This is a genomic window from Oscillospiraceae bacterium NTUH-002-81 (genome assembly GCA_032620915.1).
In the GTDB taxonomy this organism is placed as follows: Bacteria; Bacillota; Clostridia; order Lachnospirales; family Lachnospiraceae; genus JAGTTR01.
In genome coordinates this window covers 433,936-452,619 of record CP136052.1, presented here as the reverse complement: position 1 = coordinate 452,619, position 18,684 = coordinate 433,936, and the positions used below count along the sequence as shown (strand labels likewise).

Annotated in this window: 10 protein-coding genes and 4 pseudogenes; all 14 read right to left on the bottom strand. The window is 43.9% G+C overall.

Annotated elements, in window-relative coordinates; all coding sequences use genetic code 11:
- Positions 1-652: 652 nt before the first annotated feature.
- Complete coding sequence (locus RJD28_02180) at positions 653-1,003, bottom strand: TnpV protein (GenBank protein WNV58383.1); 351 nt, start codon at positions 1,001-1,003, stop codon at positions 653-655.
- 982 nt (positions 1,004-1,985) lie between these two features.
- Complete coding sequence (locus RJD28_02175; protein WNV58382.1) at positions 1,986-2,348, bottom strand: helix-turn-helix transcriptional regulator; 363 nt, start codon at positions 2,346-2,348, stop codon at positions 1,986-1,988.
- A gap of 15 nt (positions 2,349-2,363) precedes the next feature.
- Positions 2,364-4,463, bottom strand: a complete 2,100-nt coding sequence (locus RJD28_02170; GenBank protein ID WNV58381.1) for a DNA topoisomerase 3 — start codon at positions 4,461-4,463, stop codon at positions 2,364-2,366.
- A gap of 3 nt (positions 4,464-4,466) precedes the next feature.
- Positions 4,467-5,999, bottom strand: a complete 1,533-nt coding sequence (locus RJD28_02165; GenBank protein ID WNV58380.1) for a DUF4366 domain-containing protein — start codon at positions 5,997-5,999, stop codon at positions 4,467-4,469.
- Positions 6,000-6,166: 167 nt separating this feature from the next.
- A pseudogene (locus RJD28_02160) lies at positions 6,167-6,452 on the bottom strand (cell envelope biogenesis protein TolA).
- A 21-nt stretch (positions 6,453-6,473) separates the two neighbouring features.
- Positions 6,474-9,063 (bottom strand): annotated as a pseudogene (locus RJD28_02155) (peptidoglycan DD-metalloendopeptidase family protein).
- Positions 9,063-11,513, bottom strand: coding sequence for a conjugal transfer protein TraE (locus RJD28_02150; protein WNV58379.1), 2,451 nt, complete (start codon positions 11,511-11,513; stop codon positions 9,063-9,065). The pseudogene RJD28_02155 and the gene RJD28_02150 overlap by 1 nt, the downstream one beginning before the upstream one ends.
- Positions 11,473-11,868 carry a PrgI family protein gene (locus tag RJD28_02145; protein ID WNV58378.1) on the bottom strand — a complete coding sequence of 132 codons (396 nt, stop codon included), beginning with the start codon at positions 11,866-11,868 and terminating at the stop codon, positions 11,473-11,475. Before RJD28_02145 ends, RJD28_02150 begins: the two co-directional genes overlap by 41 nt.
- A gap of 63 nt (positions 11,869-11,931) precedes the next feature.
- Positions 11,932-12,804 (bottom strand): CD0415/CD1112 family protein, encoded by an 873-nt coding sequence (locus tag RJD28_02140; protein ID WNV58377.1) that lies wholly within the window; start codon positions 12,802-12,804, stop codon positions 11,932-11,934.
- A 3-nt stretch (positions 12,805-12,807) separates the two neighbouring features.
- The gene (locus tag RJD28_02135) at positions 12,808-13,023 is read right to left on the bottom strand and encodes a Maff2 family protein (GenBank protein ID WNV58376.1); all 216 of its coding nucleotides are present in this window, start codon (positions 13,021-13,023) and stop codon (positions 12,808-12,810) included.
- 107 nt (positions 13,024-13,130) lie between these two features.
- Positions 13,131-13,541, bottom strand: a pseudogene (locus RJD28_02130) (TraM recognition domain-containing protein).
- 107 nt (positions 13,542-13,648) lie between these two features.
- Entirely contained in the window at positions 13,649-15,469 is a 1,821-nt protein-coding gene (locus RJD28_02125) for a reverse transcriptase domain-containing protein (protein ID WNV59539.1), read from the bottom strand.
- A gap of 552 nt (positions 15,470-16,021) precedes the next feature.
- Positions 16,022-16,264, bottom strand: a complete 243-nt coding sequence (locus RJD28_02120; protein WNV59538.1) for a TraM recognition domain-containing protein — start codon at positions 16,262-16,264, stop codon at positions 16,022-16,024.
- Positions 16,265-16,288: 24 nt separating this feature from the next.
- Positions 16,289-18,084, bottom strand: a pseudogene (ltrA, locus tag RJD28_02115) (group II intron reverse transcriptase/maturase).
- Positions 18,085-18,684 lie beyond the last annotated feature (600 nt).

Below are 18,684 nucleotides of genomic sequence, written 5' to 3'. Positions count from 1 at the left end.
GCCATCTCCTCCGGTGTCTTTCCCTGCTGATATTTGGTGTAGATACGCTTTCTGCTGTTATCCCTGCCTCCGCCGCTCCGCAGAATATCCGCTATCTGCTCCGGCGGTATCTTTGTTTCTGACCGTATCGGTGTCACTGTTTCCGCCTGTTTCATGGCAAGATTGCCAGCCTGCTCCGTAAACATGGAAAATAAGTCAAGCTGCTGGTACATTCCCGCTGTTTCAATCCGCTCTGCGGTTTCTCCTGGAAGAAGATATACTCCGTCCTCCATATAGGAATTGACAAGAAAACGTGCTTCCTCCCATGACAGCCTGCTTTCCGCTTCACGGGTCAGATAATTGCCTTTCCATAAGGTAATACCGTCCTCATCGGCACGGTAGCCGCCCCGCATTTCCCCGATATTGAACTCGGTGTATTCTTCCATGCGGAACGAATTTCTCAGATAATCCGCCTGAATCTTTGCATCCTGCTCTATCTGAAAATACCCAGCTATTTCCGGTCTTTTATGCTTCAGGAACTCATCACTGCATAAAATACCACGCTGTAAGTCCTCCCCCTGCTCTGTTTCAGACAGCTTCGGAAAAAAAGAACCGGATAATGAATGTTCTCCACTATCCGGTTCTGGTATTTCTTCTTCCTGTATGTCATTTTCTAACTGTAAATCAGTTCCGTCAGCACGATCTCCTCCGCTGAATGTCTGATGTTGTTCATCTTCGCTACCCACTTCATCTGATCGGCTGCTTTCAGTTCCTCGTTCACTCCCTCTGCTTTCGCCATCTGTTCGCTCAGGGCTTCCATTCTCTGCTCTGCCTGCTCCTGTATCTCCAGACAGTGTGCTTTCAGCTCGCCCGCCAGTATCATGCCCTGATAAATCCCTTTCCGGTGTTCCTGTAAGAAGTTCTTCCGCATCATACCGTACTTCGTCAGCGTTCCCTCCGGTTCCTCGTTCGCTGTCAGGTTCGGAATCAGATAATCCCCGTTCTTTTCGTATGTCAGTTTCATGTGCCGCATCCTCCTTTTTGCTCTGTATTTCTATCTCCTGATTGTTTTGTAGCTCCTTTTCGCTTTCACGCTTTAAAGCATTATAGTCTGTATCTGCTTCATTTGCAAGCACTTTCTCCGTATTTTCCAAAGAAGTTTGTGTGCGTCCTGCATTAGCTTTTTCCTGTGCCTTCCTGCGGGCAATCTGGCGGTCATACGCTCCTATGGTTCTGCCTATCTCCATTAAAAGCGGCTTGCACATATCTGTGGTGGCTGTACCAACAACAGACAGGGTTTTCATCGTATTAAAGTCGCTGATATATTCAAATCCCTGCTCGTCTTTCCACAGTTCCATATCTGCACCGCATCGTGACAGTATGGTGTAAGCAATACTGGAAGAAAGCGTATCACGAAGCCTGACACCTACATTTAACTCGTCCAGTTCCTCTAAAAAGCTGCCCTCTTTCACATATTCGATTTCCGGCAGAAGTTCTTCATAATAATCCAAAGCAATCCGATTGGATATTTCCATTATCCGCTGTTCAAAGGAGCTGTTTTTATCCGTTTCTCCGTATGTCTTTTCAAGCTGTGCCAGGACTGTTTCTTTATGCTCCTCACGCAACTCCCACAAATTCGGATCACGTCCTATCCGCCTTGCCTTATGTACGTCGGACACATCGAAAACATATTTCAATCTTGTATAGGAATTTTCCGTATCCAGCAGGGCAATTCCCTTTGCTCCACGGTTTACCCAGCAATTCATCTTCTCATTCCATAGTTCAAGGGACGCACAGGCTGTTGCATCCGGTCGTTGTGCAAAAATAAGTATCTGTTCATTGAACGGATATTTATAAAGCCTTGCAGCGGTAGTCAGATACCTTGTCCACTCCTGCCCGTTTTTCGCTATCTCTTTTGCGGTATCCTCCGCCAGATAGGAAATCATCTGATATTTTGTTACCATAAGCATTCCTCCAAAATGACGGAGGGGATAACCCCCGCCGCCTTATTCATAAAAACCGTGTTCTTCGATACCGTTTTCCAGAATTGTGCCAATCAGCTCCTCCAATTCCATCTCCTTCAGCTCGCTGATCACAATGAGCTTTGCAAGGATATCTTTTTCCACCGGAACGACATAGCTTTCTTCATCAGGGCAAAGCTCCCGTACACAAATCTCCAGTCCGTCTGCAATTTTGCAGAGCGTACTTATATCTGCTTCCCGGATACCTGCCAGAATATCCATCAATACATCTTCCCTGACACCGCACCGCAAAGAAAGTTCTGGAATATCCATATCCTGCTCTTTCATAATGTTTAAAATTTTATCTCCGGTGCTGTAAACAACGGTCTTTTTCATTTCTGTATTCATTTTTCTGTCTCCTTTTCACTTGCTTTTTCTCGGTGGAAATTCCATCTTGAATTTGTACTGCGAACCTTTGATTTCCTTTCCGTCTTTGATATAAGAATAATCCTCAATTCCCTCCGGAATCAGGTACGCATCGTAGCTTCCCTTTTTCCCTTTTAATCCTCTCACAAGGGTCTTTTTCCCTTCAAGCAGACTTTTCATCTGTGTATCGGAAAACGTTGCTCCCATTGCCCTACCCACATTCATGCCGCATTTTTGTTTGCAGTAAGCACCGAATTTTCCTTTTACTACATCGCTGCCGCATTTCGGGCATTTTCCAAGCACTTCCTGCATCGTTCCAAACAAAGACTTCTGATCGTCACTGATACTGTGGTAGGTTTGCACCAGCTCCCGCACCATATCTTCAATGCCATCCATGAACTCCTGCATGGTGTATTCGCCTTTTTCAACCAAAGTCAGCGTATTCTCCCAATCTGCTGTAAGCTTCGGGGATTTTACCATATCCGGCAGAACAGTAATGAGCTTCATCCCGTCCTCGGTGGGAAGCATCTGCTTTTTCTCCCGTTTCACAAAACCGTCTTTGACCAGCTTTTCAATAATGTCAGCTCTGGTGGCAGGTGTGCCAAGTCCTTTGCGTTCCACCTCATCGCCCATATCCTCTGCTCCGGCACGTTCCATCGCAGAAAGCAGGCTGTCCTCGGTAAAATGTTTGGGAGGCTGCGTGAAATGCTCTGTTACCTTTGTCTGGATAACTGGAAACGTCATGCCTTCAGAAAGCTCCGGCAGTTTCTTCTCTTCCTTATCCTCATCTGTTTTTTCTACCCGGTAGGTACGTTTCAATGCTGCTTCAAATTCTTTCCACCCGTTCTGCAGAACCGTTTTTCCGGATACATGAAAGCTGTAACCACCGCAGGAAAACTCTGCTTTTACCGTTTCATACAACTGCTTTTTCCCGGTTGCACATAACAGACGATTAGCGACAAGGGATAAGATTTTCATTTCTCCCTCCGGCACAGCGGAAAGGTCTGTCTTTGTAATTTCTATGGTGGGAATAATTGCATGGTGGTCGGTCACTTTTGTACTGTTCAACACTCTTTTTATATCCGGCTCTGCTCCGGTCTGTTCCTCAAAGAGAATCGCCTGATAAACTGCCCCGATTACCGCTTTTGCAGTTTCTTCCATATCATCGGATAAATACTGGCTGTCCGTTCTCGGATAAGTGACCAGCTTTTTCTCATAAAGGCTCTGGGTGTACTCCAATGTCTGCTTTGCAGTAAAACCAAAGATACGGTTGGCATCCCGCTGAAGCGTGGTAAGGTCATAAAGTTTTGGTGGTGCAACGCTTTTATTTTCCTTTATAACGGAACGAACCACTCCACTCTGACTTTCACACGCTGCAGCAATACTTTCTGCCCTTGCCTTATCGTCAATCCGTTCTGTCATGGCATCTATCCCATCCATCAGAATATGAGCCATGTAATACTGCTCTTTTTCAAAATTCATAATCTTCACTTCACGGTCTACCAGCATGGCAAGGGTGGGCGTCTGTACTCTGCCCACCTTTAATACCTTTCCGCCATACAGTACAGTAAATAATCTCGTACCATTTAATCCCACCAGCCAGTCTGCCTGCTGTCTGCAAAGTGCAGACTGGTACAGGCTGTCATAATCGCTTCCCGGCTTTAAGTTTTCAAACCCGTCACGGATTGCACTCTCCTCCATTGATGAAATCCACAGGCGTTTCATTGGTTTCCGGCAGCCTGCCTGTTCATATACCAGACGGAAGATAAGTTCTCCCTCCCGTCCGGCATCGGTGGCACACACCACACTTTCAACTCTTGTATCGTGCATCAGATTTTTCAAGATTTTATACTGCGTTGCTGTTTCCTTTTTCACTTCATGCTGCCACTGCTCCGGTATCATGGGCAGGCTCTCATAGCTCCATTTTTTCCATGCTTCTGAATACATCTCCGGCTGTGCCAGCTCTACCAGATGTCCTACACACCATGAAACGAGAAATCCGTTTCCCTCCATGTAACCGTCTTTTCTCTCTTTCGCCCCGATCACATGGGAAATTGCCTGTGCTACGCTGGGCTTCTCTGTAACCACCAACTGCATACCTTATTCCTCCTGTTCGTCAAAGAAATCTTCTTCCGTATCTTCCTCCGATTCCTCATCTTCGTTTTCATACTCCTCGTTATCTTCCTCATCTTCATCTTCGTCCTCGATAAAGTCCTCTTTTTTCTTGCGGACAACCTTAAAATAATAAGCAGCTCCGATAACGATTAAGGCAAGACTACCAATCAGCACATACGAAATCATCGGATTCGGTGCTTCTTTCACTTCCGGCTCCGGTTCGGTTTCCTCTGTATTTCCCGTACTCTCTGCACCTTCCGTACCTTTTTCTGTTTCCGTTTCCTTTCCCTCTGTATCTGCCTGCTCTCCGTTGTTGTTTGGCAATGCACTCTCCCCATTCGGAATTGCAGATTCCAACGCAGCGGAATTTTTCGGCAAGGTTTCACTGTTATCGGAAGTTGCATTTAACAGGTCATTTTCCGTAACCTCAGTCAAAAAATATACCATTTCTTCCTCTCCGTCCCGGTCAATAATCAGATAGAAAACTTTCTCCGTGGCGGTCTGAATAGTATAAAACTCCTTGCCCTGACCGGATTTTTCCGTACTTTCTGTTTTCCCGCTTTCTGCCTCCGCAGCTTCTTTCATTGCCTGCTTTTTCTGTTCGGCAGGACTTGTCTGTGATGTGGTATTTCCGTTACTGTCTGTTTTGGTATGCTCCGTCACGGTTCCCGTAGCACTCCCCGGTTTCGTCGGGGTCGCACTCTCCGGGAGCTGCTCCGCCGGATTCCCATCACTGGTATCGGCAGGGTCTTTATAGTACGGATTTTTCGTTTTATAAACCTCAGACATATTTCCGGCATTGTCCATTGCAGAAATGGTAAAATACTCATACCCTGCGTCAAACTGCTGGAGGCGGATATTTAACGTACCGCCCGTCAGATCTGTAAACTCATATCCATTGACATATACCGCCTTTGCACCGGAATCCGTATCATGTACCTGTATGCTTAAAAGCCCGTCACTGACTGCCGCATTTAAGGTCGGCTTTACGGTATCAAAGCACTTTATGGCACGGTTCTTCTCATAGGTATTGCCTTTCTGGTCTGTGACAAGCACATACACGGTACAGTTCTCGGAAATCCTTAATTTCTTTTCCTCCGTCACATCTGTCCAGCTTCCATTCTGCCCTACCTTTGCCTCTATCTTTGCGATTTCAAAATTCCCCGTATCTGCGGTATCTTTTACACTGAAAGAAACGGAAACAATGTCATTATGCCACTCCTCCGGCTGTCTGATTTTGATACTCACATTCGGTTTTTTATAGGTACAGAGCTTATAATCTGTGACGCAGACGGGACAGTTTTTGTCATACTCATACGCACCGCATTGATCTTCGCAATTACATACCGGCTCCGGTTTATCATTTCCCGATACAGTGCCATCCCCGGTGCTTTCATCGGTACTGCCTTCTGTATTCTCTTCGGTGCCGCCTTCGGTGCTTCCCTCCGTGCTGCCCTCCGTAGTTTCTTCCGTGCTTCCCCTCGGTACTGTTTTCTGTATTTTCCTCCGTACTGACATCAGTTTCACTTTCGCCGGGTGTCTGCTCCGTACTTTCCTCCGGTTTGGATTCTTCGGTTTCTTTTGTTTCTTCGGCAAAAGCGCTGATTGCGTAGTTCCCATTTACAGAAAACGCTACCGCAGGCATGGTAAATAGCACAGCGGACAATATCAGTGATATAACTGCCTTAGATGATAACTTCCTGTTCTTCATGGCTGTAAGCCTCCCTTTCTTCTGATTGTGCTGCTTCTTTCTGCTCTTTTTCTTTCAGCAGACGCATAATTTCTTCTTCGCTGACCTTGTTTAACAGAATCAGCCGATCCAGAGAGATTTTATTCTTTTCAATGAATTTCATCTTCTCCCGCATCCTCTGCCATCTGAAGCTGTTCCGCCAAATCCCTCTCCCTCGCCTGCAATCCCGCAAGCTGTTCCCGGACTTTGGAAAGCTCCTTTACAATTCTCTCTTTCGTCATCGTTCCTCACTTCCTGTTATTTTAATTTCCTGATAATCTTCCAAACGCATAAAAATGGCTCTGCCAATAGGACGAATTGATTGAAGCGTAACTGATTGGATCTCCGCAATGAATCATGACCCCGTTTCCGCAGTAAATCCCCACATGGCTGACTGGTACGCCCGAATTGTATGTACCTGTAAAAAAGATAATATCCCCCGCCTTTGCATCTGCCGCCGACACAGGCGTACACTGGTTATAAATGCCCTGTGCTGTGGTTCGTGGCAGGTTATGGACACCGCTGTTTGTAAATACCCAGCAGACAAAACCGGAACAGTCAAAGCTGGTGGACGGACTGGAGCCTCCCCATACATAGGGATAGTCTAAATATCTCGCCGCTTCTTCCATAAGTGCCTGCACGGTTGCATCGTCATAGGAATCCGGCGGTATCACATTTCCTCCGCCGCTTCCGCTGCCCGGCGTTTCGCCATACAGCGTATCCGTGCCTGCTTCAAAAATAAAAAAGAGGGTTATAATATTCCCCCTGATACAGACATTCGATATGTAAATGACTTCCGGTACTGCTTCCCGTATTCCCTGTTGTTCCGATCACATTTCCATGCGTCACGCTCTGTCCTGCCCGGACATTTAAGGTATCCATGTGGGCATATTTTGTGCAGTAGCCTTTTTCATCTTCAATCACTACATAATTTCCGTAATAGCTGTCATAAGTTGCGGTAGTTACTGTCCCGTCCATCGCCGCATATACGGTTGTTCCGGTAGGTACTGCAATATCTACGCCCCGATGTAACTGTTCCTGCCCTGTGACCGGATTGATACGCCAGCCATAATAACTGCTCACATAGTTGTACCAATATAAATCAAGGGGCTTATAAAACTGCTGTGTCAGCCCGTGGGTCTGGTTATAAAAAGCATAGATTTCTCTCTGCTCCTCATTCATGCGTCCGGCAACTACTACGTTTAAATCTTTTGCTGTCAGGGTCACTTCCAGAATGGTTACGGTATATTCCTCTTCCACTTCATACTCGTATTCCTCTTCTGTTGTTTCCCCCGTAACCGGGTCTGTTACCGTATGAGTGCCTGTTTTTGTTACCGTCCTTGTCCTCGTTTCCTCTGTAGGATTTAGTGTCAACTCATACATTTCATCAAACAGATATTCTATTTCTGCCTGTACCTCACTTGCAGTAAATTCCGTATGGACTGCCGACAGATAGCTGATCAGTGCAAATGGGTCATGCCCGATAGATGCCAGATTATAACGGTACTCATCATAATCCGGATAAGTGGTTTCTATGGCATCAATCTCTGCCTGCAATTCTTTTTCCAGTTCAGAAAAAGCTAAATCTGCCGCATCTATTTCTGCCGGAACGCTCATATAACTTCCTGCCAGCGTGGTACTGATTCCTCCGGCAAACATCGCCCCACAGGAAGATACTGCTGTCATAATCATCACAAGAAGCACCGAAAAGGCTCCTATGGCAAGCAGAAGCGAAACATTTTTTGATGCAATCTCCTGTATCTTTCTGGCTGCCGCTGTAAAAAGATTCCCGGACTTCGCCGCTGTTTCCTTTGCGGCTTTCGCTGTCTGTCCCGCCCGTCTTGCTTTTGCATATTCCCGTTTGATACGCTGCTTTTGCAGTCTTTTCTGCAACTGCTTCTGAATGGTCTTTTCCTGCATTTCCGGATTTTCTTCCAAGAACTTCTGATAACGGAAATTGACCTCTTTCTGCATCTGCTTTTTCTCCAGCTTTGCAGCTTTCGCTCTCCGTCTTTCCGTTTTCCCTTTGTAATGCCCTTTGAAAAAGCGGTAAACATCTTCCCCGCTCTGCTCTGTCTTGTGGGCAGCCTCCACACCGGAATTTTCTTTCTCCACTTCGGCAACCTTACTATGGGCAAAATTAGAAGATTCCATTCCCACCCTGCCAGCCGCTCTTTTTACCGGACTGTCCGGTTTGAATGGTTTCTCTTTTTTTACAGAAGTCAATACATACTTTGTTCTGCCCGTCTTTTCATCAAAAACACGCTCCAGAGAATACTCCGTTTTCTTTGGAATCTTCTTTCTTGCAGCTTCCGTCTTTTTTCTGGCTTTCTCCGCTTTCTTTTGCAGTCGGTCTAACTTTTTGCTTCCATGAAATTCCGGTTCTGCCTCTTCGGTAAAGGTAGTGTCCTTTGTCTGGAAATCCTGTTCAAAATCAAATTGCTTTACTCGCTCCCGGCTCTTTATCTCCCGCCTTTGATACCTGCCCTTTTTCTGTGACGAATGATAGGTGTCCCTGTGGCGGTAGTCATCGCTGGCAATTTTTCTACCCTGCTCCTCTCCGGCTTCCTCCGTAAAAGTGCTGTCCGGCTGCATAAAATCGCTTTTAGACTTCTCTCCGGCTTCTGCTCCCTCGGACTTTTGGACATTCTGTCCAGAAGCATCTGCTTTCTGATACTTCTTTGTATTTTTCGACCTCTGGACATCGTGTCCAGAAGTGGTATCTGCATCTCTCGGCTGATATGCTGCGGATTTTTTACCTTTACCCTCGTTTGCTTTCTTTGGAATTTCTCCGGTAAAGGTTTTTTTCTCCTGTGCAAATGCAGCCGGTTTCTGTTTCTTTTTCTCCGCCACTACTCATTTACCTCCTGCCTTACACTTTCCTCTGGTTTGGTATTCATAACCGCAAAGGTCTTGGTATCTACCGGATATTTATCTACGAACGGAATAACCACGTTGTCAAACAGAATCAGTCCGCACCCCGGCTCGGAATTGGTTACATGGGCAAGCTGTTTTTCTGACAATCCCAGCTTATCTGCAAGGATTGCCTGATCCTTTGCATTTTGATTCAGGAGATATACAAAATCGGAATTGCCGAGGATTCCCTCGATTTCCTCCGACTTCAAAAAATCGCCTACGTTCTGCGTCAGCCCCGTAGGAATACCGCCCCACTTACGGAAACGCTTCCAGATTTCCACCGAATAGATAGCGGTCTGCTTCTCCTTCAGCAAAAGGTGGAACTCATCACAATAATAGCGGGTGGCAATCTTACGCTCCCGGTTCTGCGATACCCTGTTCCAGACCGCATCCTGTACGATTAACATTCCAAGCTCTTTCAACTGGTTTCCCAAGTCCCTGATGTCAAAGCACATGATACGGTTCTGACTGTCTACATTCGTCCTGTGGTTAAAATAATTCTGCGAACCATGCACATATAGCACAAGGGAGTTTGCAATCCGTTCTGCCTTTTTGTTCTTATGCTCTAACAGGGCATTATACAAATCCTCAAGGATAGGCATATTCTCCGGTACGGGATTTTCAAAATAAGCATCGTAAATATGACGGATACATTCGTCAATGATACCTTTCTCATCATTTTCCAGACCGTTCTTTCCTCCGGCAATCAAGTCACACAGAGTAATGATAAAATCGGATTTCAGCTTTAAGGCTTCCTTATCCCCTTTATGGGAAAGCTGAATGTCCATCGGATTTAAATAATCTTTGGAATTGGTTGCCAGCCTTACCACCTGTCCGTGCAATGCTCCCACAAGGGCAAAATACTCGCCCTCCGGATCGCAGACCACAATATCGTCCTTTGTCATCAGGAAACAGGAAAGAATCTCACGCTTTGCACTAAAAGACTTACCACTTCCCGGTGTACCAAGAATCACACCGTTTGGTGTACGAAGCCGTTTCCGGTCTGCCATAATCATGTTGTTGGAAAGGGCATTTAAACCATAATAAATAGCCGGAGCTGGCATAAATAATTCCTGCGTACAGAACGGTACTAAGATAGCGGTACTCTTTGTTGTCAAATCCCGTTCAATTCCCGTATCGTTGCACCCGATTGGTGCCGATGCCATCAGTCCCTGCTCCTGTAAATACTGCATACATCTGAGGTTGCAGTTCGCCTGTTGGATAATGCCGGATACCCTCTGCGTGATATTTTCCAGTTCCCGCTTGTTTCTGCCATAGCAGGTCAGAAGAAATGTCATCTTTACCATTTTCTGATTGCTGCTGTTTAAATCGTCCAAAAGGTCAAGGGTATCTTTTTCATAAGTGATAATGTCCGTTGGAAGAATGTCCATGTCATAACCTGACCTTACCGCCTTTTTCTGTTCTTCAATCTTCATCTTCTGAATATTCGTCAAAGCACCTTTTAGCATCTTAATCGCCTTGACCGGATCCATTGTCTGCATATGCATGGTAATAGTCAGGTTCGCATCCAGATCAAGAAGCTTTTTCAACAACTCATCATCAAACTTCGGGGCAATAATATCCAGATAATGCACACTGCCATACATTTTTCCCGCCTTAAAACGACTCGGATAGCGAAAATCAAATCCCGGCGGAGCGATGTAATCTTTCACACTTTTTCCCGACTCCGCCAGTTCCTTAAAAGAAAAACGGAAAGGCTCCATAGTATCCTGGTTAAAATACTCATGCAGGATACGCAGACGTTCCTTTCCGTCAAGGCTCTTAGCGTGTGTGCCCAGATTAGTCAAATTTTTAATCACATCTGCTTCAATGCTGACAAGTTTTGCCCTTGCCTCCTTAAAGCCTTTACTCTCAATTCCAAAAATCAGATACTTTGATTTGATAATACCGTTATTTCCCTTTGCAGCCTGTTTCTTTAACATCTGCGTGTATTCCTCACGAATATCATCAAAATCATCTGCCTGCAATGGAATGTCAAACTGGTCAATTAAGGTCTGCTCGTTAACCTGTCGGTTGAACAGGAACAGCTCAAATTTAATAGACGGGTCAAAATAATTGATAAGCCTGCTGTATTCCTCCAGTATTTCCCCCTTATCCTCGATTTCCAGCAGGTCATAATTTATATCGTAAAACTCCACCATTTTCGTATAAAAGCCAGAAGTGACCTGACAGATACCGTCCCGGTACATCTTCTGAAAGGTAATGGTCTTCTGTGCTGTGGTGGGCTTTTCTGCGTTTTTATTCGTTCCGGCAAGCATGTGTTTTAACTCCGCAAGCCTTCTCCGCTCCACAAAGGTCAGCCCCGGCTTCGTTTTTCCTTTTTTCTTATGTCTGTCCGGCTTTTCTGCCGCCTGCTTTTTCTTCAAGTTTACGCACCTCCTCTTTTATACGCTCTGTTTCTTCTAATCTTCTGTAAATATTTTCTGATTTGTAGGGACGAATCCCCGGTGTGAGGAATTTCTGCCTTATCATAAAATACAGAATCTTCTCTGCCGGAAATCCGTCCTTCTCATACATTGCCAGAAAGAAAAAAGGCAGCATGACCGCTACCATCAAAAGTGCCGATGCCTGTGTGCCGATAAACCCTTTTGTAAAAATGTAAAAGGGAATCCCTACCGCACCTGCACCGCTGAAGCAAATAAGCTGGCGTTTCGTCAGATTTAACGCTACTTTTGTCTTTATGCCGCTTAAATTCTTTGGCACTGCTACGGATATTGCCATAACATCACAGCCGGAGCTGATACTGCAAGCCCCGGCTGTTCCCTCCTTTCTTTGAAATGTGTTCTAATGAGCATTCCAGATTGATTTCGCAAGGGAACCTGTCTTGAACAGGCTGAAACACAGAACAACGGTATAAGCTGCCACCGACCACAGTGCTGTGTGCAGATTGTCCGCAACCGCAATGCCGGATACCAGCACCGCATAGATTGCCACGCATACCATAATGAAAAATCCCTGAAACGCCAGTGAACACAGTCCCTTGATATAATTGTTGCCGATACCGCCCCATTCCCGGTTACTGAATGTGGCAAAGGGAACCGGAGCTACTGAAATATAAAGGTAGATTTCAATCATTCTCCCGAAAAGCATGACGGTAATAAGCAGGGAGATGATTTTCATACATAAGCTGACAATCATAGTTTCGATACCAAGCCCGATCAGCTCGCCGATGCCCATTGTATCAATCTGACTGTCAAACATGGTTTTTAGGGTATCCGTCACATCAATGGTAGTGGAACCCGAAACAATACCGCCTGCTCTGGTCACGATATGGTTTCCCACATCAAAAATCGCCATTGTGATGTCAAAGGTGTAGCTGAGAAGCAGCACAGCGATACAGGCTTTGATAAGGTAACGGAAAAAGAACTCGCTTCCTACTTCATGCATATTGTTCTTATCCATGACCATTGTAATCAGCTCATAGCAGAGTATCGCACTGATGATCATGCCCGCTATGGGTATCATCACATTTTCCGAAAGGTTCTCTATCATAGAAAACACTCCGCTGTTCCATGAACTGGGTGTCCTGCCGACTTCCCCTGCGATTGTTCCGACCTTATCATTCACATCTGTAAACATCGTAGTAAGGTTGTCCATGACCCACCCTTGCAGTATTTCCTTTATAAATTCAGTTATCTTGTCGAGAATCGCTCCCATGACTTAGGAAAACAGGCTTGTAAGCTGCGGAATTACCGTCTGTGCCACAATTACAATACCGCCACCCGCCATGAGCTGCTTGACCCCTTGTGATTTTGCCCCTGGGTTATCATTTCCGTATCCCTCAAGAAGATTGATAACGCCCCATACTGCCACGCCTGCTCCGATTGCGGTTACAACGGTCTTTAATCCTGTTACTGCTGATGTAAAAAATGCCATATTCAGTTACCTCGTTCTTTCCGAAAATTTATTTTTTGCAAAAAATAAGGAGCATTGCTTTCTATCCGCAAAACTCCTGTACCTCTGGACATCGTGTCCAAATGTTCCTATTCAGTTGTATCCGGGGAAATCTCCCCGCATTCAAAGGCTTCATCTACCTTTGTCTTTTCTGTGACCTTCAAGTGGTGCAGATGTTTCACATACTGTTCCATATCAAAGGCATTTTTCTTGTCATAATCGGACAGCTCTTTGTACCGCTTGTGCTTCGTTATATCGAATTTATCCGAGAAAAATGGTCTGACACCTCTAAGCTGCATAATACATTTCCCGCCATCCATGACAGCAATCTCATCTTGGCTCATCAGTTCCTTTCCGGTCTTTTGGTAATTCAGACCGTAGGACTGGCTCGTCCCCCTCGTATCCGAGGTGTTGTACAGGTCAATGGTTTCTTTCCCCAATACCTCTGCTAATTCCTTTAGGGTGGTCTTTTCCTTTCCTCCGAGAAACAGCGTAGTGTCATGAGGTAAGCTTCAGCTCATCCTTCGAAAAGGACTTGCATCCACTCCCTCCCAAACCGCACGTACACCTCTCGATGTATACGGCTTTCCGCTTATCATTTGCGGTGTTACGAATGAATTAAATTATGGCATTCGGGGCATACCACGAGTGTTTTCCGTCTCCTTTTTCGCATGAGTAATACCCACTCTGTATTTCCCTTTAAATCTTTGAGTTTCTTAACTTGGTGTATTACCAGATTTCTACAGTCTTTTTGGCATAATTCACAAGTATGACGTTCCACTCTCTGTTTGAGAGTGTTAGTTTTGGCATATCTTGAAAACTGCGGAAGCTCGCTTACATTATCAAACTTTGTAGCACATTCCTTCCGTTTATAACCATCCCTGTAGAATGTTGTTGTTTTCATTCCCTGCCTTGTTTCATACGCAACTGTAAATAATTCGTTTCTGCAATATCTCCGCTTAATCTCATGAACATTCGTCTTATACTTGCACGCAAATGTTTTATACATGCTGTATTTCATTACATTGGCAAATCTCCCTATTTTAAAGGAGTCATTCGCTATGGTGTAATAATTATATAGTCCACGGACTTCTGCATTGTATCTTGCGAGAATTTCAATATCGCTCTGGTTTACCAGTTTTCCCCTATGAAGGGCTACAAATCTCTCTTTTCCGTTTTCGTTGATTTTGATTTTCATTGCTTTGTATTCAATTAACTTACCTACCCATTTTTCGCGTGGAACGTACAGTTTAACAACTCCTGTCTGACATCTCTGAACCCTTCCGTTAGAAGCCTTCTGTAGCGTCTGCACTCTTGATACCGTAATGTCGTAACCTAGAAATCTTGCTCTGTCTCCAGTGTGCGTAACCTTTGTCTTAGTGTCTGACATTTCTAATTTCAATGCTTTTTGCAGGAATATTTTCACGTCTTTCTTGATAGCTTCTGCGTCTGCTTTGCTACCAATAACCCCGATGATAAAATCATCCGCATATCTCGTATACTGCACCCTTTTATAATTACTGTCGTTATAGACGTAAGGTGTTGTAGATTTTTCAATCATTTCCAGTTCCTTAAGATTTTTGCATCTGATTTTCTTTTCTTCGTCAGACAGACTATCCCATATCTCTCTGCCCTTTTTCCTATATCTGTATGCCTTACCGACACTGGACTTATATGCAGTAGAAAAATGTTTCTTCTTAGCTTCTGTATTGAAGTTTTCTGCATAATTTTCCATAAATTTGTCCAATTCATGAAGGTAAATATTTGCCAGCACTGGACTGACTCCCGACCCCTGCGGCACTCCGCTATAGGTTCTGTTGAATGTCCATTGTTCCATATATCCTGCTTTTAGGAATTTCCATATAAGCTGGATAAACGCTTCGTCATCAATCCTCTTTTTCAAGAGGTCGATAACTACATGGTGGTCGAAACTGTCAAAACAAGCGTGTATATCTCCTTCCACAAACCAGTTCGCACCAGTAAAGGTGTTCTGTATCTGTTTCAGTGCTGTCTGACAGCTTCTGTTTGGTCTGAACCCATGTGATTTATTACTGAACACAGGCTCATAAATACTCTCCAAAATCATCTTAACGACTTCCTGCACGAGTTTATCATCCCCCGACTGAATACCCAGAGGACGTTTTTTACTGCTGTTTTTCTTTGCAATATATTCTCTTCTTGCAGGCTTAGGTTGGTAACTTCGGTCTTTTAAGGATAAAATAATCCTCTCAATTCTCTTGTTACCCATGCCATCAATCGTTGTTCCATCAGCTCCGGCAGTCATACTGCCATCATTTGCGTAGATATTTTTATACGCAAGCCAATAAAACTCCGGATTGTACAGATTTCTGTATAATCTCTGAAATCTGTAAGTTTCATTCTTTGACTTTTCCATCAAATTTTTCAATACCTCAGTTGGATTTCTCAATGCCTCTCGCACCTTCCTTCATTTTAGTATTTTCTGATAAGCTGCTCCCCTTCGCCATGTGAACGTCATTAACGTCTCGGACTACTATGGGAGCTGTGTGACCATGCCTGTTACCAGGTTTAGGTCATCCCCAGTTAGTAAATACAGGATTAGCATTCAGTGTTGTCGGCACCGACTTTCGCCATTTATCCGCTGTCTTGCGGTTGCTCTTTCATGAGTATCGCTTGCTTTCATAACTGCGAAATGAAACCAACATGAAAAGCATACGTTTCAATCCTTTTCGTATGCGGGGCACAGGTTCCCCCACTCTGGCTATCGTTTAGGCAGTTTAGCTTTGTACCTCATACACTGATTTTTATTCTTAAATATTCTGACGCATAGGATTAGCGCCTTTCCTATTTACGTTCCAACTGGAACAACAACATGCTACACTCCCCTTCGGGTTTCCCCTCTCGGATAAGTTGTAGAATAATAGGTTGTGATTTTTCATCACCTGATACTTTTACCTACCGCTTGCTAAAGGCGGTATCCTGTAAATACCACGTCGCCAATTTATATTGCGCTGGCGACTTCTGGGCGCACGCAGTTGCCCTCTATGGTATCGGCATTGTCCCTGTAAATCGCTTTGAGCTGTGATTTTGACTGCAAAATAATAGAAGCTGATATTTCCCTGCTTCGGATCGTAGCAATCAGCTTCTCAAACTGTGGAATCTGCCCGAATAGTGATAGGTAAGCCTCTGGTGTTACCACCTCGGGCTTTTCCCCCACTCCACACCGTGCGTGATAGTTTCCCATCACACGGCGTTCCACCGACTAAGATTACATTTTAGTGCCTATATAGTCCTCGAATTGTATTTCTTCCAACTCCCTGTATTTTCGGAGTTTGTTTATTTTTTCTTGCATTTCCACGGTCAATGTTAAATTCTGCAACAGTTTCTTTATTACTTTATTTTCTGTTGCATCAACCAATTTTGACACATCTTTGGATAAAATTATCAAATTCCTATATGTGTCATTTCGCTCACCTTTGCACGGTTTTATGTGTATACATACCATGTCTGTTATTGACAGGGCATTGTGTGTTACTGCACATTTTCCTTTTTGTGCTATATACCTTGAAAGGGCATTATCTGCCATCTCCAAGGTCGGATAAAGATGTGCATTTCCCATCATATATTTCATAACATCATAACTGATACAGTTTTCGATGTCTGAATACTTCCTCACATATTTATTGACTTCCCGCCTTTTGTATTTTGGATATTCATACGCCACATACCCTACTGGAATAATCATTCTTCCTTTTATCCATCGGAACTGCTTTGACTTTCCATACTTTTGTTGGATAAATTTACTGGTTATCTCACCCGTTTTTGTTATCGGAAAACATCGGTTATTGTGGTTCATACCGTTACTTTTCCCATTCACTTTATAGGCGATTTCTGCAAAATCTGCTGATACCATTGTTGCCATACAATAATAATTGTGCATACCCATAACCATTGAATTGTAAAGACTTATGTTTTTATCAATTTCGCTTTGCTTGCTTGGATTTTTGATATCTTTCCAGACAGTCCGCAGCTTATTGATAACCTTATCTTTACTTTTGTCGGCTATATGTGAACGGATTATCCATTTATCACCTTTTGGAACAACTTTAAATTTGATTCCAAGAAAAGTTGTATAGTTCTTACGCAAGTTTGTGATTCCAGATTTCTCATCACTTGTTTGCAGATGTAAATGTTCTGCAAGCCATAGTTTTGTTGCATACATGGCTTTCTTAGCTGTTACATAGTCCCGACAGAATATCTTAAAATCGTCTGCATACCTTACGATGTACATTTCTTTAAGTTCTGTCTTTTCCCTCAGCTTTTTCCACTTTGGTGACCTGTCTATTGTGAGGATATTTCCCTCCTTATCAGTCCTGTAAAATTCCAGTCCGGATTTTCCATCTTTGACTTTAAACATCTCCCATTGATTAGCAATCCACCAGTCCAGCTCATTCAATACTACATTTGCAAGAAGTGGGGATAAAATCCCCCCTGTGGTGTACCTGTTTCCGGGGTAATTACAATGTCATTAAACAGGATTTCTGCTTTTAGCATCTGTTTGATTATCATAATCAGTTTCCTGTCCTGTATTCCAAGTCCCCACAACTGCCGAATCAGCTTATTATGGTCAATATTGTCAAAGAATCCAACAATGTCCACATCTACTACAAAATGCAGATTTTGCAACTGTGCCATTTTATAGCATTGAGCAATCGCATTTTGCGTTGACCTGTATGGTCTGAACCCATTATTTCGTTCATGAAATTTTGCTTCACAAATCGGTTCCAGTATTTGCAGAATACATTGCTGTATCAGTCTATCCCATATACTTGGGATTCCTAATGGTCTGGTTTTTCCATTGTCTTTTGGTATTTCTACACGCCGGACCTTTTTAGGCTGATAAAAGTTCAATTTATTTCTGACGGTTTTAATGACCGTTTCGATTGGGAGTGACTGAATTTCTGTTATTGTCTTCCCATCTGTTCCAGGGGTTTTGCTCCCGTTATTTTTGCAGATATTCCGATATGCAAGTATGATATTCTGCTCTGATACTATCAGGGGCATAAGCCTGTCAAATTTATTACCTTTCAGACTGCCTTCATATAACTGATATCCAGTTTCTTTTGCGTCATATCTTTCTGCATTTCTTTCTGCTTTATTTACAATTCGTTTTGCCATAGTAACCAACTCCTTATTGGAGAATGATTTTTTCTTCGTCTCACCTCGACAGCTATGAAAATCTCCATTTGGTGATTACTATATAGACATAAAGGAAATCTTAGTATCGGCTTGTGGCTATCCCTCCACCGCTTATTATCACGGTTTCATCGGTACTGTGCCACTACTCTCACAACCATAAATGTGCTTATTGTAGAAAGGATTCCTTTATACCTTTCCTTTTCGACACAACTACGGTACTTTGTCACTGATACAGTCAGTTCCCGTATTGGTTGCTTTCCACGTTCCACATAACTTAGGATTGTTGTCACTTAGGTCATTCCTTTAGCCCTGCAAGTATTATCTTTATAGATACCTGTGTCCTGTAAACACAGAGGGTATTTCATACTAACAACTTTTACTTTACCCCACTTGCGTACCTACTGGTACACTGGCATTTCTGCCAGCCATTCGTTTAGAGCCGTACATTCGGAATTTTGTCAGACC

Excerpts from the sequence above, each read along its gene's own strand:
- RJD28_02180 (WNV58383.1), bottom strand. The coding sequence starts at position 1,003 with ATGAAACTGACATACGAAAAGAACGGGGATTATCTGATTCCGAACCTG.
- RJD28_02175 (WNV58382.1), bottom strand. The coding sequence starts at position 2,348 with ATGAATACAGAAATGAAAAAGACCGTTGTTTACAGCACCGGAGATAAA.
- RJD28_02170 (WNV58381.1), bottom strand. The coding sequence starts at position 4,463 with ATGCAGTTGGTGGTTACAGAGAAGCCCAGCGTAGCACAGGCAATTTCC.
- RJD28_02165 (WNV58380.1), bottom strand. The coding sequence starts at position 5,999 with ATGTCAGTACGGAGGAAAATACAGAAAACAGTACCGAGGGGAAGCACG.
- RJD28_02145 (WNV58378.1), bottom strand. The coding sequence starts at position 11,868 with ATGGCAATATCCGTAGCAGTGCCAAAGAATTTAAGCGGCATAAAGACA.
- RJD28_02140 (WNV58377.1), bottom strand. The coding sequence starts at position 12,804 with ATGGGAGCGATTCTCGACAAGATAACTGAATTTATAAAGGAAATACTG.
- RJD28_02135 (WNV58376.1), bottom strand. The coding sequence starts at position 13,023 with ATGGCATTTTTTACATCAGCAGTAACAGGATTAAAGACCGTTGTAACC.
- RJD28_02120 (WNV59538.1), bottom strand. The coding sequence starts at position 16,264 with ATGGGAAACTATCACGCACGGTGTGGAGTGGGGGAAAAGCCCGAGGTG.